The sequence below is a fragment of the Streptomyces sp. CB01201 genome, assembly GCF_002803085.1.
Lineage (GTDB): Bacteria > Actinomycetota > Actinomycetes > Streptomycetales > Streptomycetaceae > Streptomyces > Streptomyces hundungensis.
On sequence record NZ_NNBJ01000005.1, the window covers coordinates 84294 to 106140 of the forward strand.

General features: G+C 73.1%; 17 protein-coding genes. 10 read left to right on the forward strand and 7 right to left on the reverse strand.

Going from position 1 to position 21847, the window contains the following annotated elements; genetic code table 11:
- Positions 1 to 5: 5 nt before the first annotated feature.
- Positions 6 to 1787: a 3-hydroxyacyl-CoA dehydrogenase family protein gene (locus CG740_RS12585; RefSeq protein ID WP_100575171.1), complete on the reverse strand. Its 1782-nt coding sequence runs from the start codon at positions 1785 to 1787 to the stop codon at positions 6 to 8.
- A 428-nt stretch (positions 1788 to 2215) separates the two neighbouring features.
- The gene (locus CG740_RS12590; RefSeq protein WP_100575172.1) at positions 2216 to 3688 is read right to left on the reverse strand and encodes a hypothetical protein; all 1473 of its coding nucleotides are present in this window, start codon (positions 3686 to 3688) and stop codon (positions 2216 to 2218) included.
- A 93-nt stretch (positions 3689 to 3781) separates the two neighbouring features.
- Here CG740_RS12590 and CG740_RS12595 point away from each other — a divergent pair, with 93 nt between their 5' ends.
- Positions 3782 to 4363 (forward strand): adenylosuccinate lyase, encoded by a 582-nt coding sequence (locus CG740_RS12595; RefSeq protein ID WP_100575173.1) that lies wholly within the window; start codon positions 3782 to 3784, stop codon positions 4361 to 4363.
- A 46-nt stretch (positions 4364 to 4409) separates the two neighbouring features.
- On the opposite strand, the gene CG740_RS12600 is transcribed toward CG740_RS12595, so the two are convergent.
- The gene (locus tag CG740_RS12600) at positions 4410 to 4820 is read right to left on the reverse strand and encodes a RidA family protein (RefSeq protein ID WP_100575174.1); all 411 of its coding nucleotides are present in this window, start codon (positions 4818 to 4820) and stop codon (positions 4410 to 4412) included.
- Positions 4821 to 4888: 68 nt separating this feature from the next.
- Positions 4889 to 5926 carry an Rv2578c family radical SAM protein gene (locus CG740_RS12605; RefSeq protein WP_100575175.1) on the reverse strand — a complete coding sequence of 346 codons (1038 nt, stop codon included), beginning with the start codon at positions 5924 to 5926 and terminating at the stop codon, positions 4889 to 4891.
- 161 nt (positions 5927 to 6087) lie between these two features.
- Between CG740_RS12605 and CG740_RS12610 the strand changes: the two genes are divergently transcribed.
- The 4 genes from CG740_RS12610 to CG740_RS12625 all read left to right on the forward strand — a co-directional run bounded on the left by CG740_RS12610 (position 6088) and on the right by CG740_RS12625 (position 12604).
- Positions 6088 to 6531, forward strand: a complete 444-nt coding sequence (locus CG740_RS12610) for an SRPBCC family protein (RefSeq protein WP_100575176.1) — start codon at positions 6088 to 6090, stop codon at positions 6529 to 6531.
- Positions 6532 to 6719: 188 nt separating this feature from the next.
- Positions 6720 to 9134, forward strand: a complete 2415-nt coding sequence (locus CG740_RS12615) for an MFS transporter (RefSeq protein WP_100575177.1) — start codon at positions 6720 to 6722, stop codon at positions 9132 to 9134.
- Positions 9135 to 9268: 134 nt separating this feature from the next.
- Positions 9269 to 11695 (forward strand): ATP-binding SpoIIE family protein phosphatase, encoded by a 2427-nt coding sequence (locus CG740_RS12620; RefSeq protein ID WP_100575178.1) that lies wholly within the window; start codon positions 9269 to 9271, stop codon positions 11693 to 11695.
- Positions 11696 to 11881: 186 nt separating this feature from the next.
- Positions 11882 to 12604: a class I SAM-dependent methyltransferase gene (locus CG740_RS12625; RefSeq protein ID WP_100575179.1), complete on the forward strand. Its 723-nt coding sequence runs from the start codon at positions 11882 to 11884 to the stop codon at positions 12602 to 12604.
- Positions 12605 to 12683: 79 nt separating this feature from the next.
- On the opposite strand, the gene CG740_RS12630 is transcribed toward CG740_RS12625, so the two are convergent.
- Together CG740_RS12630 and CG740_RS12635 are read right to left on the reverse strand one after the other, a co-directional pair.
- Positions 12684 to 13076 carry a hypothetical protein gene (locus tag CG740_RS12630; protein WP_159030284.1) on the reverse strand — a complete coding sequence of 131 codons (393 nt, stop codon included), beginning with the start codon at positions 13074 to 13076 and terminating at the stop codon, positions 12684 to 12686.
- Between the two features lie 319 nt (positions 13077 to 13395).
- Positions 13396 to 14115 carry an alpha/beta hydrolase gene (locus tag CG740_RS12635; protein WP_100575181.1) on the reverse strand — a complete coding sequence of 240 codons (720 nt, stop codon included), beginning with the start codon at positions 14113 to 14115 and terminating at the stop codon, positions 13396 to 13398.
- Between the two features lie 231 nt (positions 14116 to 14346).
- On the opposite strand from CG740_RS12635, the gene CG740_RS12640 reads away from it, so the two are divergent.
- Positions 14347 to 15531 (forward strand): hypothetical protein, encoded by a 1185-nt coding sequence (locus tag CG740_RS12640; RefSeq protein ID WP_199846424.1) that lies wholly within the window; start codon positions 14347 to 14349, stop codon positions 15529 to 15531.
- A 416-nt stretch (positions 15532 to 15947) separates the two neighbouring features.
- Here CG740_RS12640 and CG740_RS12645 read toward each other — a convergent pair whose 3' ends face one another.
- A complete protein-coding gene (locus CG740_RS12645; RefSeq protein ID WP_100575183.1) occupies positions 15948 to 16553 on the reverse strand; it encodes a flavin reductase family protein in 606 nt (201 codons plus the stop codon).
- Between the two features lie 117 nt (positions 16554 to 16670).
- Here CG740_RS12645 and CG740_RS12650 point away from each other — a divergent pair, with 117 nt between their 5' ends.
- From CG740_RS12650 to CG740_RS12665, 4 genes are read left to right on the forward strand one after another with little or no spacing between them, the layout of a single operon-like run.
- Positions 16671 to 17504 carry a M55 family metallopeptidase gene (locus tag CG740_RS12650; RefSeq protein ID WP_100575184.1) on the forward strand — a complete coding sequence of 278 codons (834 nt, stop codon included), beginning with the start codon at positions 16671 to 16673 and terminating at the stop codon, positions 17502 to 17504.
- Positions 17497 to 18828, forward strand: a complete 1332-nt coding sequence (locus CG740_RS12655; protein ID WP_100575185.1) for a M20/M25/M40 family metallo-hydrolase — start codon at positions 17497 to 17499, stop codon at positions 18826 to 18828. Before CG740_RS12650 ends, CG740_RS12655 begins: the two co-directional genes overlap by 8 nt.
- A gap of 22 nt (positions 18829 to 18850) precedes the next feature.
- Positions 18851 to 20830 carry a prolyl oligopeptidase family serine peptidase gene (locus CG740_RS12660; RefSeq protein WP_100575186.1) on the forward strand — a complete coding sequence of 660 codons (1980 nt, stop codon included), beginning with the start codon at positions 18851 to 18853 and terminating at the stop codon, positions 20828 to 20830.
- Positions 20827 to 21762, forward strand: coding sequence for a S66 peptidase family protein (locus tag CG740_RS12665; protein ID WP_100575187.1), 936 nt, complete (start codon positions 20827 to 20829; stop codon positions 21760 to 21762). The genes CG740_RS12660 and CG740_RS12665 overlap by 4 nt, the downstream gene beginning before the upstream one ends.
- Positions 21763 to 21847 lie beyond the last annotated feature (85 nt).

A 21847-nucleotide genomic window follows, 5' to 3' on the forward strand; every position in this document is an offset into this window, starting at 1 on the left:
CAGGATCAGCGCCGGGCATACTCGCGGAATCCGCGGCCCGTCTTACGGCCCAGGCAGCCGGCCGCGACGAGGTGTTCGAGCAGTGGCGCGGGGGCCAGACCCGGGTCGCGGAACTCGGCGTGCAGCACCTTCTCGATGGCCAGGGAGACGTCCAGGCCCACCACGTCGAGCAGTTCGAACGGGCCCATCGGGTAGCCGCCGCCCAGCTTCATCGCGGCGTCGATGTCGTCCAGGGTCGCGTAGTGCTCCTGCACCATCTTGATCGCGTTGTTGAGGTACGGGAAGAGCAGCGCGTTGACGATGAACCCGGCGCGGTCGCCGCAGTCCACCGGGTGCTTGCGGATCTTCGCGGTGACGTCCCGGACGGTGGCGTGCACCTCGTCGGAGGTGAGCACCGTGCGGACCACCTCGACCAGCTTCATCGCCGGGGCCGGGTTGAAGAAGTGCATCCCGATGACGTCCTGCGGGCGCGCGGTGGCGCGGGCGCAGGCGACGACGGGCAGCGAGGAGGTGGTGGTGGCGAGCACCGCGCCCGGCTTGCAGATCTTGTCCAGGGCCGCGAAGAGCTGCTGCTTGACCTCCAGGTCCTCGGCGACCGCCTCGACCGCGAGGTCGACCTCGGCGAAGGCTTCCAGGGCGCCGGCGGCCGTGATCCGGTTCAGGGTCTCCTCGCGTGCCTCGGCGGTGAGCCGGCCCTTGTCGACGGAGCGTGAAAGCGACTTGCCGATACGGGACTTGGCGGTCTCCGCCTTCTCCAGGCTGCGTGCCGCGAGCACCACGTGGTAGCCGGCCTTGGCGAAGACCTCGGCGATGCCGGAGGCCATGGTGCCCGAGCCGGCCACGCCGACCGAGCGGACCTCCCGGCCGCCGCCGGCGCCCGCGATGGCGTCCGGCGTCTGGGCGTCGGGCACCACGACCGGGCTGCCCTCGCCCTCGTAGGTGTAGAAGCCGCGGCCCCGCTTGCGGCCGGTGAGCCCGGCCTCGGCGAGCTGGCCGAGGATGGGGGCGGGCGCGTGCAGCCGGTCCTGCGAGGAGGCGTACATCGCTTCCAGGACGGTCCGCGCGGTGTCGATGCCGATCAGGTCGAGCAGTTCGAGCGGGCCCATCGGCAGCCCGCAGCCCAGCTTCATCGCGGCGTCGATGTCCTCGCGCGAGGCGTACTTGGACTCGTACATCGCGGCGGCCTGGTTGAGGTAGCCGAAGAGCAGTCCGTCGGCGACGAAACCGGGGCGGTCGCCGACCGCGACGGGCTCCTTGCCCAGGTCGAGGGCGAGCGCGGTGACCGCGTCCACGGCCGGGGGAGCGGTGAGCACCGACGAGACGATCTCGACGAGCTTCATCGCGGGCGCCGGGTTGAAGAAGTGCAGGCCGATGACGCGCTCGGGGTGCGCGGAGTCGGCGGCGAGCCGGGTCACCGAGAGGGCGTTGGTGCCGGTCGCCAGGATCGCGGTGGGAGCCACGATGGAGTCGAGCGCGTGGAAGACCTGCTGCTTGAGCTCGTAGGACTCGGGCACGACCTCGATGACGAGCTCGGCCTCGGCCGCGGCCTGGAGGTCGGTGAAGGTACGGAACCGGGCGAGGATGTCGCCGCGCTCCTGCGGGGTGATCCGCTCACGGGCCACCGCGCGGGCCGTGGAGGCCTCCAGGGCGGCCACCGCCTGGCGGCCTGCGCGCTCGCTGATGTCGATGCCGATGACCTCGCGGCCGGCGCGGGCCAGGACCTCGGCGATGCCGGTGCCCATCGTGCCGAGTCCGACCACGGCGACAGTGTTCAGGGGGACGTCCATCACGGGACTCCAGGGATGAGTGACGACTGAGAGAGGGCGCACGCGACCGGCATCAGGGGGCGCTCGAATACGCCAACGGGCGCACGGCGTGCGGGAGTTGAGTCGTGGTGCAAGGGCCGACGGCCCTGTCCCGGGGCACGTCGTACAGAACTGCCGAACCGACGATCACTCGCGGTGGCTGCGTCACCAGGCCACCGGAGTCGCGGGGGGTTACCCGCTCACCTGAGATTAACTGGCGAGTAACGAGCGCGCCAGACCCGAGGCGTCATCGGTCCATGTGATCTGGCTCGCCCCGCCACCGGCTCGCCCCGCCACCGGCTCGCCCCGCCACCGGCTCGCCCCGCCACCGGCCCGCCCCGCCGCCGAGGGGCGGAGTGATCCGGCGCGCCCCGCCGCGGTGGGCCGGTGCGTGGCCGCCGGGGATCCGCTCAGCCGGGCCTGCGCGGCGACCCACCCGCGTTCCGCAGCTCCTCGGCGGCCCGCTCCGCCCACGGCCGGGCGCCGATCCGCTCGAAGCCCAGGCGCGCGGAGCGCAGCAGCGGACACGCCTCGGCGGTCCTGCGCTGGGCGCGCAGCCAGCTGCCGTACGCGCATTCGGCGCGCGCCCGCGGCCACGGCCAGCGGGCCAGATTGTCCGCGAGGGCCCGCCGGAACAGGGTCTCGGCCTCCATGTCGTCGGCAAGCACCGCCGCCGCGTACCGCAACTGGACGCGCAGCAGGGACGCCGGGGACCCCGCGGTGCGCCGGGTGAGGGAGGCGACCACCGCCGCGGCCTCACCGCGCCGGTCCAGTGCCACGGCGGCCTCGGCCAGGAATCCGATCGCCCCGAAGCTCTCCCGGCACCCGGAACCGCCGTCCGGCGCGGGTGGGTTGAGGTCGAACCCGTACCGGTGGGGTGGGCGGGGCTGGGGACCGTTCGGGTCGGGCGCGTGGAGGGCGGGACCGTGCCGGTCGGGCGGGCAGGGGTCGCGCCGGTCCCGCTCGGACGGGTCGGACGGGCCGGGCGGGTCGGGCGGGTCGGGAACGATGCCGCGCTCTTCGGTGAACAGCGCCCGCAGCAGCGCGTACGCGTCGTCATGACGCTCGTCCGAGCAGGCCGCGATTGCACGGACGAGGCGCGCCCGGGTGGCCGCAACGGCGCTCGGCCCCTCGGAGCGGAGGGACCCGGCCCGGTCCGTGAGGCGCAGCGCGGCCGCGGTGTCCCCGCTGAGGGCCGCCGCCTGCGCCCCGACCGTCAGCGCGTCCGCCACGCACTCCGGGGGCTCCGGGTCGTCCGCGGCGAGGCGGCGGATCTCCTCGGTGGTTCGGGCCGCCCGGTGCCAGTCGCCGAGGTCGAGCAGGGCCTGGGCGCGGACGACGAGCGCGTGGGGCGGCGGGCCGGGCCGGCCCTGATCGCGCAGCAGCGTCTCCGCGCGGTCGATGCAGTCCACCGCGAGCACCGGTTCGCCCACCGCGTGCGCGGCCGTCCCGAGCATCCACAGGTCGTCGGCATCGGACACCCTCTCCGTGTGGAACCGGCCCAACTGGGCGGTCACCAGGGCGGCTTGGCGCACCGGCTGAGCCAGCGCGAGGGTCGCGATCCGGCGGGGTTCGCACTCCGACCCGGCCGGCGGCGCGGCGAGGGCGACGATGCGCTCGCGCGCCGCCGCCCCCGCCTGCACCCGCCAGCCGAGCTGCGCGGCGGCGAGCAGGAGGTCGGGCGCGAGCGGCGGGGCGCCACCGGGCAAGGCCCGCTCGGCGGCGGCGCACAGTCCGAGCACCTCGGCGTCGGAGGGCGGGGTGCCGGGTCCGCTGCTCGCGTCCGGGCACGTCGTCCGGTCCGGGCCGGGCTCGGCCCGGCGGCCGGGTAACCGGGGGCGCGCGGGCGGTTCACCCCGCGCGGGGACACCGTTGGGCTCCATGGCACCGCTCCTTGCCCGTGGCAATTCCCGGCGGGCACCGGGATCCGATCATCCTTGAGGTGCCAACGCCCTTGCGCTACTAGGCTTTTGGACATGGATGAGGAGTTCCGGTCCCTGCTGGACCGGGTACGGGCCGAGAGCGGCGGATCACCGGCGTACGAGCGGCTGATCGCCACCGTCGACCAGAGCGAACTGGCGGCGGTGCTCATCGAGCCCGAACGCCCGCTCTGGGCACGGGAGATCGCGGCGTTCCGGCTCGGGGTCGCGGGGGACCGACGGGCCTTCGAGTCGCTGATCCTGCTGCTCAACCACCGCGACCCGGAACGCTGTGTGACCGCGGCGCACGCGCTGGCCAGACTCGGCGATCCGCGCACCGCACGGGCCGCGGCGGCCCTCGCCACCAACGAGCTGCGCACCGCCTACGCGCTGCACCCCGTACGCCTGCTGACCGCCCTGCGCGCCCCCGAGTCCGTACCGGCCCTGATCAAGACGCTGCGGCCACTGCTCTCGCCGCACAATCCGTACGGGCGGGTGGCCACGGCCTGTATCGAGGGCCTGGGCGAGCTGGGTGACAAGCAGGCCGTGGAGGTGCTCACGGAGGCCCTGGCCCACCCAAGGCTCGCCCGCTCGGCGGCCTGGGCGCTGCGCCGGATCCAGGCGGGCCGGGGGCGTTAGCCCATCGGCTCCACTCGGGGCGGGCCGGGTCGTGCGGCCGCGTCGCTCAGGCGTGACCGGCCGGGTCGGTGACCGCGAACGCCTCGATCTCCACCAGGAGTTCGGGCCGGAACAGGGCGCTGACCTGGACCGCGGAGCTGGCCGGCAACTGCTCGGGAGTGAGGACGGCGTCACGGGCGGCGCGGACGTCCGGCAGGTGGGCGATGTCCGTGACGAAATAGGTCAGCTTCACCACGTCCTCGAACGTGGCGCCCGCGGCGGCCAGGCAGCGGCGCAGGTTCTCGAAGACCTGGTCGGCCTGGGCCCGCACATCACCCTCACCGACCACCGCGCCCTTCTCGTCCAGCGCGCACTGCCCGGATATCGCCACGAACCGGCCGGTGCCCCAGACGACATGGCTGTAGCCGTTGCCGGGGGAGACGCCTTCGGGGGCCAGGATGCGAGTCGGTGAAGTCATGGTCACCATCCTCGCGCACGGCACTGACAATCGGGCCCGGACCCCGGAGTTGAGGGCATCCGTCCTGCTCAGAGCAGCGTGAGCTGGGTCGGTTCGGGCTCGGCGGGCGCCTGGGCCGCCGGAATGCGCCGGGCGGCGCCCCGATGCGCCGGGCCGATGCCGAACTCGGTGGCGAGCTCGTGCACCTGGCCGGTGATCCGGCGCTGGTACCACTTCGGCGCGTACGCCCCCTCCGCGTACAGCCGCTCGTAGCGCCGCACCAGATGCGGATGGTGCTGCCCCAGCCACGCCATGAACCACTCGCGCGCGCCCGGCCGCAGATGGAGCACCAGCGGGGTCACCGAGGTGGCGCCGGAGGCGGCGATCGCGCGGACGGTGGCGCGCAGCTGGTCGGGGTGGTCGCCGAGGAAGGGGATCACGGGCGCCATCAGGACCCCGCAGCCGATGCCGTGCTCGGTCAGTGTGCGCACGACGTCCAGGCGGCGCTCGGGGGCGGGGGTGCCCGGTTCGACCGTGCGCCACAGCTCGCGGTCGACGAAGCCCACCGAGACCGAGATGCCCACCTCGGTCACCCGGGCCGCCTCCTTGAGCAGCTCCAGGTCGCGCAGGACGAGCGTGCCCTTGGTCAGGATGGAGAACGGGTTGGCGTGGTCGCGCAGCGCCGCGATGATGCCCGGCATCAGCTGGTAGCGGCCCTCCGCGCGCTGGTAGCAGTCGACGTTGGTGCCCATCGCGATGTGTGCGCCCTGCCAGCGGCGCGAGGCCAGGTGTCCCCGCAGTAGCTCGGGCGCGTTCACCTTCACCACGATCTGCGAGTCGAAGCCGAGGCCGGTGTCCAGATCCAGATAGCTGTGCGTCTTGCGGGCGAAGCAGTACACACAGGCGTGCGAGCAGCCGCGATAGGGGTTGACGGTCCATTCGAACGGCATCCGCGAGGCGCCCGGCACCCGGTTGACGATCGAGCGGGCCCGGATCTCGTGGAAGGTGATCCCGCGGAACTCGGGGGTGTCGAACGTCCGGGTGGTCACCGCGTCCGCGGCGAACAGCGCGGCCGTGCGGCTCGCGCCCTCCGAGGCGTCGTCATCGGCGAGATTCTCCCAGCGCATGAACGCCTCCTTGGTTCCCGTGGGCCCTGTTCGGTCCCGCCCACCCCTGAATAGAACACATGTTCCCTTCTTGATCGCAACCCGGATTAGGACCGGAGACCCCGAGGTGGTTGGCTTGGCCCACCCCGAACCCCGGAAACACAAGTGCTGGAGGAAATGCCATGGCGCAGGTCGAGGCCACGACGGAGCGGATCGTCGCGGCGGATCCGGAGACCGTGTTCGACATGCTGGCCGACTACAAGGACGGCCGCCCCAAGCTCCTGCCGGAGCACTTCAGCGAGTACGAGGTCCGCGAGGGCGGCGACGGCGAGGGCACCCTCGTCCACTGGAAGCTCCAGGCCACCAGCAAGCGCGTCCGCGACTGCCTCCTGGAGGTCACCGAGCCGACCGACGGACAGCTCGTGGAGAAGGACCGCAACTCCTCCATGGTCACCACCTGGACGGTCACGCCCGCGGGCGAGGGCCGCTCCAAGGTCGTCGTCAGCACCGTGTGGAACGGGGCGGGCGGCATCGGTGGTTTCTTCGAAAGGACCTTCGCGCCCAAGGGACTTGGCCGCATCTACGACGCGATCCTCGCCAAGCTCGCCGCCGAGGTCGAGAAGTAGCCCGCTCGAACCCCGTCGTACGGTCACCGGTTCGGGTGGATTTCCGTTCCGGTCCGTTGTGCGCCGTAGGTGCTCCCGCCAGCGCTTAAGCCCCCGGCGCACGCCCGTCGCCCCCCTCGTCTCGCTTGCCCCGGATGTCGGCCAATGCGAGAAATGCCTCGGCGCAAGCGCGACGAGGGGAGAGTTACGTGGGCGGGATCACTCTGGTGAAGGACGACGAGCGGGCTGTCGGGCCCGCCGCGGTCGCGGCGCCGCCACCGGAGGACCAACTCCCCTCGCCCGAGGTCGCGTTGGACCCGCGCCGGGTGCGGATGGTCTTCCTCGGCCTGATGCTCACCCTGCTGCTCGCGGCCCTCGACCAGATGATCGTCGCGACCGCGCTGCCCAAGATCGTCGGCGATCTGCACGGCCTCGACAAGGTCTCCTGGGCCGTCACCGCCTACCTCCTCGCCTCCACCATCGGACTGCCGATCTACGGCAAGCTCGGCGACCTCTTCGGGCGCAAGCCCGTCTTCCAGTTCGCGATCGTCGTGTTCGTGATCGGGTCCGCGCTCGCCGGCTGGTCGCGCACGATGAACGAGCTGATCGCCTTCCGCGCGATGCAGGGCATCGGCGGCGGCGGCCTCATGATCGGCGTCCAGGCGATCATCGCGGACATCGTGCCGCCCCGGCAGCGCGGCCGGTTCATGGGCCTGATCGGTGCCGTCTTCGGTCTCGCCTCGGTGGCCGGACCGCTCCTCGGCGGCTTCTTCACCGACCACGCCTCCTGGCGCTGGTGCTTCTACATCAACGTGCCGTTCGGCCTGGTCACCCTCGCCGTCATCACGGTCGTCCTGAAACTGCCCCGGCCCCGCGTGCGGCCCCGGCTCGACATCCTCGGCATGCTGCTGCTCGCGACCGCCTCGACCTGCCTGGTCCTGCTGACCAGTTGGGGCGGCACCGAATACGCCTGGGGCTCACGCACCATCCTGGGTCTCGCGGCGGGCGCCGCCGGAACGACCCTGCTGTTCCTGCTCGTTGAGAACTTCGCGGCCGAACCGGTCATCCCGCTGCGGCTGTTCCGCGACTCCATCTTCAACATCTCGGGCCTCGTCGGCGCGGTCATCGGCGTCGCCCTCTTCGGCGCCGCCAGCTATCTGCCGACCTTCCTCCAGATGGTCGACGGCGCCAGCGCCACCGAGTCCGGGCTGCTCGTGCTGCCCATGATGGGCGGCATCGTCGGCGCCTCGATCATCTCCGGGCAGCTCATCAGCCGTACCGGGCACTACAGGATCTACCCGATCCTCGGCGGCGCGATCTCCGCCGTCGGCATGTGGCTGCTCTCCAAGCTCGGCACCGACACCCCGCGGCTCGACTACAGCCTCTGGATGGCCGTGCTCGGCGCGGGCATCGGCCTGGTCATGCCGGTCCTGGTCCTCGCCGTGCAGAACGCGGTGGACCCCGCCGACCTCGGCACCGCCACCAGCGCCAACAACTACTTCCGGCAGATCGGCGGCAGCGTCGGCGCGGCGATCTTCGGCACCCTGTTCACCAATCGCCTCGCCCACGCGCTCACCGAACGGCTCCCGGCCGGAGCGCACCTTCCCGACCCCGAGTCGATCACCCCGCAACTGGTGCACGCACTGCCGCCCGCGCTGCGCGACGGCTACATCCGGGCGTACGCCGACGCCATGCCGCGGATCTTCCTCTACCTCGTGCCGGTGCTCGTGCTCGGCTTCGTCCTCGCCTTCTTCCTCAAGGAGAAACCGCTGGTGTCCCACAACGCCCCCGCCACCGAGAACGCCCCCGTCGGCGACACCGCACCCCTGCCCCACGCCCGCACCGCGCCCCTCTCCGGTTACGTGAGCGGCGTTCCGGTCACCGGCACCGTCCAGCACCACGACGGCAGCACCGTGCCGCGCGCCGCCCTCACCCTCGTCGACGTCCGCGGCCAGCAGGTCGGACGCGGCGCCAGCGGCGCGGACGGCCGGTACGCGCTGAGCGTGCCCGGCGCCGGCTCCTACGTCCTGATCGCCGCGGCCGGCGGCCACCAGCCGCAGGCCGTCGCCGTGACCGTGGGCGAGCGCCCGGTGGACCTCGACGTGGTGCTCGGCGGCGCGGGCCGCCTCGCCGGCACGGTGGTCACCGCCGACGGCACCCCCGTGCGGGACGCGGCCGTCACCCTCACCGACGTGCGCGGCGAGGTCGTCTCCGCGACCCGCAGCGGACGCGAAGGGACGTACGTCATCGGAGAGTTGGTGGCCGGCGAGTACACCCTGGCCGCCAGCGCCCCCGCCTTCCGCCCCGCCGCCCTCCCGGTCAGCGTGCAGGCCTCCCGCGAGACCCGCCAGGACATCGAGCTGGCCGGGGGAGCGGTCCTGCGCGGCACGGTCCGCGCGGGCGGCGGCCGCCCGGTGGAGGACGCGAGGGTCACCCTCCTCGACGCCGCGGGCAACGTGGTCGACACCCTCACCACGGGCCCCGACGGCACCTTCCGCTTCGTGGACCTGTCCTCGGGCGAATACACGGTGATCGCGGCGGGCTACCCGCCGGTGGCCACGGTGCTCCAGGTCGCGGGCGGGGGGCGGACCGAGCGGGATCTTCAACTCGGGCACGAGGACTGACCTTTGGTCAATGCGGGTGGCATGTGCGCGCGGGCGCACGCCCATTCACAGGTTGGCTCCCGCGCGGCACCGCGAACCCCGTACGGTGGTGGGACAGCCGCCGTTTCTCGCGGCGGGGAAGGAGCCTTCCACCCATGGACAGTGGTACTCCGCCGAAGCTGCCGCACCAGGTCGCCGCGGCCGGCCGGATCCCGCTCGCCGTGATCGTCGTGGACGGTGACGGCCTCGTGTCGCACTGGTCCTCGGGTGCCCGCAGGCTGTTCGGCCCCGGCAAGGAGGACGCGGTCGGCAGGCCGGCCGCCGATCTGCTGCCCGTCTCCGGTGCCCTGGAACAGAGTTACGACGACTACGACGTGTTCGACGAGCTCGGCCCGGGTCTCGACGCACCGCTCGCCGGCCGCACCGCCTATCCCAGTGCGGGGCGGGCCACTCTGTCCGAACCGGGCCGCGAGCGCGCGGATGTGCTGTGGTGGGCCTATCCGCTGGTCGGCCCGGGGCCCGAGCGGCTCCTGGTCCTCGCGGCGGACGCCCGCCAGCTCCAGGAGGAGGACGACGGCGACGACGGCTCGGTCGAGCGGATAGCTCCCGGCTTCGCCCTGCACACCGACTTCCCCGGCGCCGACGAACTGGCCCGGCGGCTGCCGGAGATCCTGCCCAGCATGAGTGTCGGCGAGAGCTCCCGGATAGTGGCCCAGGTGCTGGAATTGGGCTATCCGGTACTGGAGTTCAGCCAGCACGACCGGGTGCCCGTCACTCCGGACTGGGGCGTGCCCCGGCGCGCCGAGCACCGGGCCGCGCGGCGCCGCCATCCCCTGGAGCCGGTCGGTCAACCCCAGCCGCCCGCACCCGAGTTCGCCGCCGACCTCGAATACGCGGCGGTGCGCGAGCGGCTCGAATTCCTCAACGAGGTCAGCGGCCGCATCGGCTCCTCGCTCGATCTGTCCCGCACCATCCAGGAAGTCAGCGCCGCCGTCGTGCCGCGCTTCACCGACGTCGCGGGCACCTATCTGCGCGAGCAGGTCATCGCCGGCGAGGGCTTCCCCGACGGGCCGCCCGACGAGCGCACCCTGTGGCACCGGGTGGCCGTCGAGCACGTCGACGAGCCGGGCCGCTGGGACGACGTCGTACCGGTCGGCGAGTCCATGCCCTTCCCCGCGCACACCCCGTTCTTCCAGTGCATGACGTCCGGCGATCCGGTGCTCGTGCCGCGGATCAGCGAGCAGATGGGCACCGCCATCGCCTCGCAGTTCGAGAAGCGCGACATCCGCCCGCTCATCAACGGCCGCTCGATGCTGGTGGTGCCGCTCAAGGCGCGCAACGTCGTGCTCGGCTTCATGGTCCTGCTGCGGCACGCCGAGCGGGCCGAGTTCAACGACATGGACCGCGTCACCGGCGCCGAACTGGCCGCGCGCGCCGGGCTCGTCCTCGACAACGCCCGCATGTACACCTACCAGGAGAGCGTCGCCGACACCCTCCAGGACTCGATGCTGCCGCAGGTCACCCCGCGGTTGCCCGGCTGCGACACGGCGACGCGCTATCTGCCCGGCACCCTGCTGGGCCGGGTCGGCGGCGACTGGTTCGACTCGATCAAACTGCCCGGCTCGCGCACCGCCCTGGTGGTCGGCGACGTGATGGGCCACGGCCTCAACTCGGCAGCGATGATGGGCCAGTTGCGTACGTCCGTGCAGACCATGGCCGCGCTCGACCTGCCGCCCGATCAACTCCTGCGCAATCTGGACGACTTGGCGCAGCGTCTCGGCGAGCACTACCTGGCCACCTGCCTGTACGCGGTCTACGACCCGATCAGGGGCGAACTCCTGATGGCCAACGCGGGCCATGTGCCGCCGGTGATCGTACGGTCCGCGGACGGCCGCAGTGAACTCCTCGAACTGCCCACCGGAGCACCGATCGGCGTCGGCGGAGTGCCGTTCGAGACGGCCAGGATCAAGGTGGAACCCGGCGACCGGCTCGTCATGTGCACCGACGGGCTCGTCGAGGTGCGTGGCGAGGACATAGGGGTCGGCCTCGCCACGCTCGCCGAGTCGGCCGCCCACCCCGCGGCCTCCATGGACGACGCCTGCGACACGATCATCCGCGCCCTCAACACCCGCGGCGGCCGCAAGGACGACGTCGCCCTGCTCCTGGCCCGGCTCAATGGCATCGCCCGCGAGGACGTCGCCGAGTGGCGCCTGGACGCCGACCCGCGCGAGGTCGGCCGGGCCCGCCGCCTGGTCCGTGAACAGCTCGCGCTGTGGGGTCTCTCGGAGGTCGCCGAGACCGTGGAGCTGCTGGTCAGCGAGGTCGTCACCAATGGTGTCCGGCACGCCCACGGCCACCGGGTCGAGCTGCGCCTGGTACGCAGCGAAGCGCTGCTGTGCGAGGTGGTCGACGACGACCATGCCCTGCCGACGCTCCTGAGCGCGGGCCCGGGCGACGAGGCGGGCCGGGGCCTGCGCGTCGTCGACGCGCTCGCCCGCGAGTGGGGCACCAGCCGCACCGGCGGCGGCAAGACCGTCTGGTTCGACGTGGCGCTCCCGAACACGGGACGCCGCGCGCGCTGACACCGCTCCGGTCGTGCGGGATGCGGTTGCACGAGGGGGTGAACGCCGCCTCGGGTCCGCCCCGGCGTGCCTCAACTCCCTCTGTTGGAAGGGCAGGTGAAGGTATCCGCACGGTTCTTGTCCGGCGTACGCCCCGCGGGGTACACCGATCTTGACACTGTGCGTGCGCTGCCTGGGGAGTCGGTCATGAGCGTGACGAGCAAGTATCTGGACGCCTGGGAACAGTTCTGGCGCGAGGCGCCCGACGAGCAGGGCGCGGTCTTCTGGGACGCGGAACCCGCGCTCACCGCGGCCCGTCATCTCGCCCACTTCGCCGCCCGCATCGACCGCCCCGAGCTGCCCCTGGTGGATCTCGGCTGCGGGAACGGAACCCAGACGCGCTACCTCGCCGCCCGCTATCCGAAGGTCGTGGGCGTCGACCTGTCGCCCGCCGCCGTCGAGCAGGCCCGGAGTCAAGACCGGGACGGCGAGGCCGAGTTCGAGCAGCTGGACGCCACCGACCCCAAGGCCGTGCACGAGCTGCACGGCCGCCTCGGCGACGCCAATGTGTATGTACGCGGCGTACTGCACCAGTGCGAACCCGCCGACCGGCTGCCCGTGGCCGAGGCGGTCGCCACGCTGCTCGGCGAGCACGGACGAGCCTTCGTGCTGGAGCTCGCCGAGGCCGCGAAGGCGGTCCTGACCGGCCTCGCCCAGCGCCCGCAGGGGCCGCCGCCCAAGCTCCGCCCGGTCTTCGCGCACGGCCTCACCCCGGCCGAGGTCTCCGACGCCGCCCTCGACCAGCTGCTCGCCGAGGCGGGCCTGAGCGTGCTGGCCGAGGGGCAACTCCCGCTCATCACAACGGAGTACACCCCCGACGGCCGTCGCATCGAGCTGCCGGCGAGATGGCTGGTCGTGGGCCGAGGGTGAAGGCGGCGCCGCCCGGGTCGCTGAGCCGGACCCGGGTCCCGGTGGGCGACGCCCCGAGGCGTACGGGGGGCGGACGGGCTCACTGGTCGGGGTCGCAGCTCTCCCGGCGTCGCCCGATCGTGATCAGGGCGTTCATGAGCGCGTCCTGGTCGTCCCGCGCCGCCAGATGCACGGCGCCCTCCTCCAGGACGGCGTGCAGTTCGGGCAGCACCGCGGTGGCGGGAGTCGTCCGCAGGATCACTCCGCTGGGCGGGGCCAGCGAGCGCAGCCCCAGGAACAGGGCGGCCGGATCGCTGTCGCCGTGCATGCTCGGATCCAGGACCGTGACATCGGGCAGCAGGACATGGGCCTGCGCGAGGGCGAGCCGGGGGCTCGGGGTGTGCGAGATGACGCGGAAGTGGCGGTTGTGGTGAATGCGCTCACGCAACAGCGCGGCTTCGTCGTCGGTGGCTACGAGCAGGACGGTCATCACGCATCCAGCATGGGCGAAGCGGCCGCCCCCAGCCAGGCGAGACGCCGACCCGGCCCCGCCCGGACACGGGACCGTAAGCCGTAACGGGGCCATATGCCGTAACGGGGCCATATGCCGTAACGGGGACCGTATGCCGTAACGGGACCGCGCGCCGAAACGGACCGCACGCCGTACGGAGGCAGACGGAGCCGGGCCGGGTGCGGGCCGGGCGGGAGGCGGCAGGCTGGGGAGGCCGGAGCATGGCGATGGCGACCGGGGTCGGCGACGCCGCGTGGTCCGGGCGCCCGGGCGCGGGCCGCCACCCTGCGGGTCCGGGCCCTCAGGCGAGGGCCGCCGCCGCGATGAGCCGGGCAGTCTCACGCCCCGCCCGCAGCGCGTCGCTGCCGGTCGCGGGTACACAGTGGCCGAGGGCGGGGTCGTAGCCGGACATGATGATGCCCGCGTGGTCGGTGTCCAGCTCGTGCAGGCTCACCTGCCACTGCCGCTTCTCCAGCTCGACACGAAAGTCGCGCGAATAGTGGCACTCCACGACCGTGTCCGCCGTGCCGTGGATCAGCGTGACGGGCACGCCCGGCCCCGCTGCCGCCGCCAGGTCCGCCAGCGGTACGGAACCGGTGCTGAACGCGGGCCGCTCGTAGCGGCCGGCGATGCCCACGACCGCCTTCGGCGCGAAGCCGTCCATCAGGTCGGGGCGCAGTGCCGTGCTGATCGCGGAGCCCGCCCCAGCCGACCAGCCCGCCACCACGAGCCGGCCCGCGCCGGCGTCGGTACCGGCCGCGCGTTCCCGTGCGTACCGCAGGGAGGCGGCGAGTTGTGCGCGGCCGCCGTCGGGCGCGTCCGAACGCCAGTCGGGCACGAAGACGGTCAGCCCGTGCGAGGCGGTCTCCGCGGCGAGCGTGGCGACCTCGAACCGGGTGGCCGGGCCTATGCCGTGCCACAGCAGCACCGCCGGGGCGTCCTCGGGTCCGTACACGTCGAAGAGTTGGGGGGTCTGCCCGGCCTCCTGGTGAGTGACGGTCCGGACTGTGCTGATCGGCATGCGGCATCCTCGGGTCGTGCGGCTCGGCACCGCTGAAGTGATCTACACCGTAAGGGTGTCCGTGCGGTTGTCCTTACGGCAGGTGTGTGCGCTGACGGGGCGGGGCCGGGCGGGGCCGGAATTGCGCATTTCCGCACCCAATTGTCACCCTTTCCGGTAATTGCCGTTCCCCGGAAGGGAGTTGGGGCACGCGTGGGGCGGTGCGGGCCGTCGACCGGATACGGTGCTGGTGTGCTGATCAAGGGGGATGACCCGGGGACGGCGTTGCTGCTGGCGGCCGCCCCCGCGAACAAGAGCCGTCTCGTCGACGCGGCCTCGGTGCTGCCGGGCCTGGCCGCGGTCGCCCCGGCCGTGCTCGCCGGTACCGCCGCGGCCACCGTCGTGGAGCTCGCCGACCCGGTGGACCCGCAGACCGTACTGACCCGGATCCGTGCCGTGGCCGCCGCGCCGGGCCCGCTGTTCCTGTACGTGGCGGGCCAGCTGCACCTCGACGGCAAGCAGCACCAGGTCCATCTCGCGCTCGCCCGCACCACACCGGCGAGCCTGCGCTACACGGCACTGCCGTGGGCGTGGCTGGCGCATGAGCTCCAGGTGCGGGCACCCGGCACGACCACCGTGCTCGTCGACCTGGTCTGCGATCCGACGGCCTGGGAGCGCGGGGCGCAGGACGGCCTCGCGCTCGGGCCCGGCGTCCTCCTGTACGGCAGGGCGGCCCCCGCGCCGCGCCGGCAGGTCGCCACCCCGGACTATCTGAAGACGTACGCCGAGGTGTGGCGCGGCGGGGCGCGCCCCTCGCTCGCGGAGCTCCACGCGTATGCCGCGGACCGGGCGGGCCACGACAACGCCCGCTACCTGGCGCTCGACGGCACGCCCTCAGGCGGCGGGGCCGCCCCGGTCCAGGCGCCTCCCGTACCAGGGGCCGCACCCGTACCGGGGGCCGCACCCGTTCCGGTCCAGGCGCCTGCCGTGCCCGCTGTCCAGTCCGACCCCCATCCGGCGATCCTGGCCGCCGCCCAAGCCGGGCGGCACGGCGAGGCGGCGTCGATGGCGGCGGTGTGGGAGAGCGAGGCGATGCGGACGTACGGACCCGGATCCCTGGAGGCCGTCCACTGGCTGGAGGTCCGCGCCGACCTCGCCCGACTCGCCCTGGAGCCGGCCCGCTCCTGCGAGTTGTGGATGGCCGCGGCCCAGGCCCGGCTGGCCCGGCACCAGAGCACCGACGACACGGACGTCCAGGCGGCCGTCGACCGGGCCCACCACCAGTGGGAGCAGCTTCGCGACCCGGACCGCGCCCGCTCCCTCGGCCCGGCCCTGGTCACCCTGCGCCGCCAGGTCGCGGGCCGCCGACGCGGGGCCCTCGAAGCCGTGCAGCGACGGATCGAGCAGTTGGAGGCGGTCCCGGCCGCGGGCCGCTAGACAGGTCCGGGTGGCCCTCGCCGCGGGCCGCTAGACAGGTCAGGGTGGCCCGCGCCGCGAAGGAGCCGCGCACGCATCGGCGCCGGGGGAACGAACGGCTGCGCCCCACCAACGGCGCTAACGCCGGAGGCGGCGCAGTCGCTCCTGCCAGCGGCCCGTGAGGCGCCCGGCCGCGTAGACACGGCGGGCGGAGCGGCGCGCACAGCGGGCCGCCCACCCCGCTCGGCGGGCCCGGGCCCGCAGCCGACCGGGCCGTACGCGAGGCAGCGAGCCCCATGTCCTCGGATTACCCATGCCCCCAGGGTGGTCCGTCCGCTCGGCCCGCGCACGCCGGGCCACCGGCCGGGCACCTCGGATCCGGCCCGGCCGGCCCCGGCACGCCGGGATGTTCCCTCGGCTCGGCCCGCGGTGTTCCCTCAGCCGCGCCCGTGCTCCGCGTACGGCACCCGCGCCAGCTCGCGCACCTGGCCCAGGGTGCTCCACTCGTCCTTGCCGAGCCGGGCCAGCGGGAGGAGGCGGGTGATCTCGGGATGGCCGTCGACCATGACCTCCTCCGACACCACCGCGTGCACCACCCGTCCGAACACGACGGTCGAGTTCCCGATGCCGAGCGTGGTGTGCACCTCGCATTCGAGGGCCACCGGCGACTGCGCCACCCGCGGCGGCTTCACCCGCAGGCTCGGCTCGGTGGCCAGACCTGCCTGCTCGAACTCGCTCACTCCGGGCGGGAAATCGGTCGCGGTGCCGTTGACCGCGTCGAACAGCGGCTCGGGGGCGAAGTTGACCACGAACTGACCGGTCGCCTCCACATTGCGCAGCGAGTCCTTGCGCCCGACCGAGGTGAACTGGACGACGGGCGGTGCGACGGAGGAAATGGTGAAGAAGGAGTGCGGGGCCAGATTGGGGGTCCCGTCCGGGGCCACCGTGGACACCCAGGCGATGGGCCGCGGTACCACGGTCGCGGTGAGCAGCCGGTAGAAGTCCTGGGGGGCGACGGTGGCGGGATCGAAGTCGATACGCATGGGGCCCAGTATCCAGCGGGCCGATCGCGCGCCGCCCGGCCCGGCTCACAGGTATGGACCTCTGGCGTCCGTGCGGTCCCTGGCCCGGGTATTCCCCGGCGGGTACGGTGGGGCGCCATGAAGATCCTCATCAGTGCGGACATGGAAGGCGCCACCGGAGTCACCTGGCCGGCCGACGTGCTGCCCGGTACGCCGCAGTGGGAGCGCTGCCGGGGCATGTTCACGTCCGACGTGAACGCCGCGGTGCTGGGATTCTTCGACGGGGGCGCCGACGACGTCCTCATCAACGAGGCGCACTGGACCATGCGCAACCTGCTGCTCGAACGGCTCGACGAGCGGGCGCAGATGCTCACCGGCAAGCACAAGTCGCTGTCCATGGTGGAGGGCGTCCAGCACGGGGACGTCGACGGGATCGCCTTCGTCGGCTATCACACGGGCGCCGGCACGCCGGGGGTGCTCGCCCACACCTACCTCGCCAACTCCATCACCGGGGTGTGGCTCAACGGCGCCCGCGCGAGCGAGGGCCTGCTCAACGCGCATGTCGTCGCCGAGTACGGGGTGCCCGTGGTCCTGGTGACCGGCGACGACCTCACCTGCGTCGACGCCGAGGGCTATGCGCCGGCGGCCCGCAAGGTAGCCGTCAAGGACCATGTGTCGCGGTATGCGGCGGTGTGCCGCACCCCGGCCCGTACCGCAGGGGACATCAGGGCCGCCGCGAAGGAGGCCTGTGCCCTCGCCGGCCGGGCCGCGCCGGTGGACGGCGGGCCGTTCACCGTGGAGATCGAGTTCGACGCCGAGCACTTGGCGGACGCGGCCACCGTGGTGCCGGGAGTGCAGCGTACGGGTGAACGGCGCGTCTCCTACAGCGAAGTGACGATGTATCAGGGAATCCGCACCTTCAAGGCGGTCACCACGATCGCCTCGTCCGCGGTGGAGGAACAGTATGGCTGAGGTGGAGACGGCCGATCAGGTGGCGCTCGACGAGGCGGTGACGTTCACCTCCGAGCTGATCCGGATCGACACCAGCAACCGCGGCGGCGGCGACTGCCGGGAGCGCCCCGCCGCCGAGTACGTCGCCGAACGCCTCGCGGCGGCCGGACTCGAACCCCGCATGCTGGAGCGCACCGCGGGGCGGACCAACGTGGTGGCCCGGATCGAGGGCACCGACCCGTCGGCCGACGCGCTGCTCGTGCACGGACACCTCGACGTGGTGCCCGCCGAGGCCGCCGACTGGAGTGTGCACCCCTTCTCGGGCGAGATCGCCGACGGGGTGATCTGGGGCCGGGGCGCCGTCGACATGAAGAACATGGACGCGATGGTCCTGGCGGTCGTACGTGCCTGGGCCCGGCACGGAGTGCGGCCGAGGCGGGACATCGTCCTCGCCTACACCGCCGACGAGGAGGCCAGCGCCGTCGACGGCTCGGGCTTCCTCGCCGACCACCACCCCGAGCTCTTCGACGGCTGCACCGAGGGCATCAGCGAGTCGGGCGGCGTCACCTTCCATGCCGGCCGCGGCCTGGAGGTCTACCCGGTGGGTGCGGGGGAGCGCGGCACCGCCTGGCTGCGCCTGACCGCACACGGCCGCGCGGGCCACGGCTCCAAGGTGAACCGGGCCAACGCGGTCAGCCGGCTCGCCGCCGCCGTCGCCCGCATCGGCGAGCACGAGTGGCCGGTCCGGCTCACCCCGACGGTCCGCGCGAGCCTCGTCGAACTCGCCGCCCTGCACGGCATCGACACCGACCCCGACGCCCCGGACTTCGACGCCGACGAACTGCTCGGCAAGCTCGGGCCCGCCGCCGCCCTGGTCGAGCCCGTGATCCGCAACAGCGCCAACCCGACGATGCTGGACGCCGGTTACAAGGTCAACGTCATTCCGGGGCACGCCACCGCGCACGTCGACGGGCGCACCGTGCCCGGCGGCGAGGCCGAATTCCGCACCACCATGGACGGGTTGACCGGTCCGGACGTCGACTGGGACTTCGACCACGGCGAGGTCGCGCTCCAAGCCCCCGTCGACTCGCCGACGTACCTCAAGCTGAAGGCCGCCATCGAGCGGTTCGCGCCGGAGGGCCACGTGGTGCCGTACTGCATGTCGGGCGGAACCGACGCCAAGCAGTTCTCCCGGCTCGGCATCACAGGATACGGTTTCGCACCACTGCGCATGCCGCCCGGCCTCGACTACCAGGCGCTGTTCCACGGCGTCGACGAACGGGTCCCCGTGGACGCGCTGCACTTCGGCGTCCGCGTCCTCGACCACTATCTGCGCTCCGCCTAGCCTCCCGAGGAGAGTCCCCACCATGGTGCCCACCGCGCCCTACGGAAGCTGGCCGTCACCGATCGACGCGGCGCTCGCCGCCGCCCACGAGGGCCGCGCCGACGATGTCGCCTTCGTCGGCGACGACCTGTGGTGGACCGAGCCACGCTCCGCCGAGGGCGGCAGGCGGACCCTCGTGCGCCGGGGCCCGGACGGTGAGGCGCGGCAGGTCCTGCCCGAGCCGTGGAACGTGCGCAGCAGGGTCATGGAGTACGGAGGGCGGCCCTGGGACGGCGTGGAACGCGGCGCCGACGGCCCCCTCGTGGTCTTCGCGCACTTCACCGACCAGCGCCTCTACGCCTACGAGCCGGACGGCACCGCCGCGCCGAGGCCGCTCACCCCGCTCTCCCCGGTCGGCGAGGGGCTGCGCTGGGTCGACCCTCGGATCGACCTCGACCGGGACGAAGTGTGGTGCGTCCTGGAGGAGTTCACCGGCGAGGCGCCCACGGACGTACGCCGTGTCGTCGTGGCCGTGCCGCTGGACGGCTCGGCCGCCGAACAGCGCTCAGCCGTACGGGAGTTGAGCGACGGGCGGCACCACTTCGTCACCGGCCCCCGGCTTTCCCCCGACGGCAGCCGGGCCGCCTGGATCGGCTGGGACCACCCCCGAATGCCGTGGGACGGCAGCGAGTTGATCGTCGCCGAGGTCGGCGCGGACGGCGATCTGCGCCGCACCCGCACCGTGGCGGGCGGCCCCGAGGAATCCATCGCGCAGGCCGACTGGGCCGCCGACGGCAGGCTCCTGTTCGCCTCCGACCGCAGCGGCTGGTGGAACCTGTACCGCGCCGAGCCCGCCGAGGGCCCGGCGCTTGCGCTGTGCCCCCGCGAGGAGGAGTTCGCAGGTCCCCTGTGGCAGGCCGGGCGGCGCTGGTTCCAGCCCCTGGACAACGGCCTGATCGCCGTCGTGCACGGAGCCGGCACCACCACGCTCGGCATACTCGACCCCGAGAGCGGCGAGCTGGTCGACGCCGCCGGCCCCTGGACGCAGTGGGCGTCCACGCTCGCCGCCCACGGCAGCCGCGTCGTGGGCGTGGCCGTGAGCCCGCGCACCTCCGCCGAACTCGTCGAACTCGACACCGCCACCGGCCGCGCCCGCGTGATCGGCTGCGCCCACACCGACGCGGTCGACCCGGCGTACTACCCCGAACCGCTGGTCCGCACCTACCCCGGACCGGGCGGCCGCGAGATCCACGCCCACGTCTACCCGCCGCACAACCCCGACCGCACCGCCCCCGCCGACGAACTCCCGCCCTATGTGGTCTGGGCACACGGCGGCCCCACGGGATGTGTGTCCCTCGCACTCGACCTGGAGACCGCCTACTTCACCTCGCGCGGCATCGGCGTCGTCAAGGTCGACTACGGCGGCTCCACGGGCTACGGGCGCGCCTACCGCAACCGGCTGCGCGAACAGTGGGGCATCGTCGACGTCGAGGACTGCGCGGCCGTGGCCCGCGCCCTGGCCGAGGACGGCACCGCCGACCCCCGCCGCCTCGCGATCCGCGGCGGCAGCGCGGGCGGCTGGACCACGGCCGCCTCCCTCGCCGGCACCGACGTCTACGCCTGCGGGACGATCCTCTACCCCGTCCTCGACCTCACCAGCTGGCTCGACGTCACCCACGACTTCGAATCGCGCTACCTCGACAGCCTCATCGGCCCCTACACCGAGGTGCCCGACCGCTACCGCGACCGCTCGCCGGCCCAGCACACCGACCGCATCACCGCGCCCTTCCTGCTGCTCCAGGGCCTGGACGACGCGATCTGCCCGCCCGTGCAGTGCGAGCAGTTCCTGGAGAAGCTCACCGGGCGCGGCATTCCGCACGCCTACCTCTCCTTCGCGGGCGAGGGTCACGGCTTCCGCCGCGCGGACACCGTGATCCGCGCACTGGAGGCCGAACTCTCCCTGTACGCGCAGGTGTTCGCCATCGACCGCGACGACATCCCGCTCCTGGAGCTCACCAAGTGAGCGCCACCGGACTCACCCGCCCGGCCCGCCTCGGCCCCGGCGCCAGGATCGCCGTGGTCGCGCCCAGCGGACCCGTCGTCGAGGAACGTCTCCAGGAGGGGCTCGACGTCCTGCGCGGCTGGGGTCTCGACCCCGTCGCCACCCCGCAAGTCACCGACCGGCACCCGCAGTTCGGATATCTCGCGGGCGAGGACGAGAAACGGGCCCGTGACTTCCAGGACGCGTGGTGCGACCCGGGCGTCGATGCCGTGATGTGCGGCCGCGGAGGCTACGGCGTCCAGCGCATGGTCGACCTGCTCGACTGGGAGGCGCTGCGGGCGGCCGGACCCAAGGTGCTCATCGGCTACAGCGATGTGACCGCCCTGCACGAGGCGTTCGCCGTCCGGCTCGGCCTCTCCACCCTGCACGGCCCGATGGCCTCCACGGTCGCCTTCATCGGCAACGCCACCACCCAGGAGTCCCTGCGCACCACCCTGTTCGAGCCCGAGGCCGCCCTGACCCTCGGCCTGCCCGGCGCCCGGCCCCTGGTGCCCGGCCGGGCCCGCGGCGTCACCCTCGGCGGCTGTCTGTCCCTGCTCGCCGCGGATCTCGCCACCCCGTACGGCCGCCGGTCCGCGGCCGGCGGCCTGCTGCTGCTCGAAGACGTCGGCGAGGAGGACTACCGCCTGGACCGCACGCTGACCCAACTCCTGCGCGCGGGCTGGCTGGAGGGCGTCACCGCGGTCGCGCTCGGCTCCTGGAAGGACTGCGGACCGTACGAGGAACGGGTGCGCCCCGTGCTGCGCGAGCGGCTCGGCCGGCTCGGCGTGCCCGTCGTGGAGAACCTGGGCTTCGGCCACTGCGAGGCCGCCCTGACGATGCCGCTCGGGGTGCCCGCGGTCCTGGACGCGGACGCCGGCACGCTCACCCTTGAGGTGCCCGCTCTGGCGTGAACTCCCGCGCGCGGCGAGAAGGTTGTGCCGCAGCCGTTGACGCGGAGTTTCACGTGTCACAGCATGAGGCGGGCCTACCGATCGG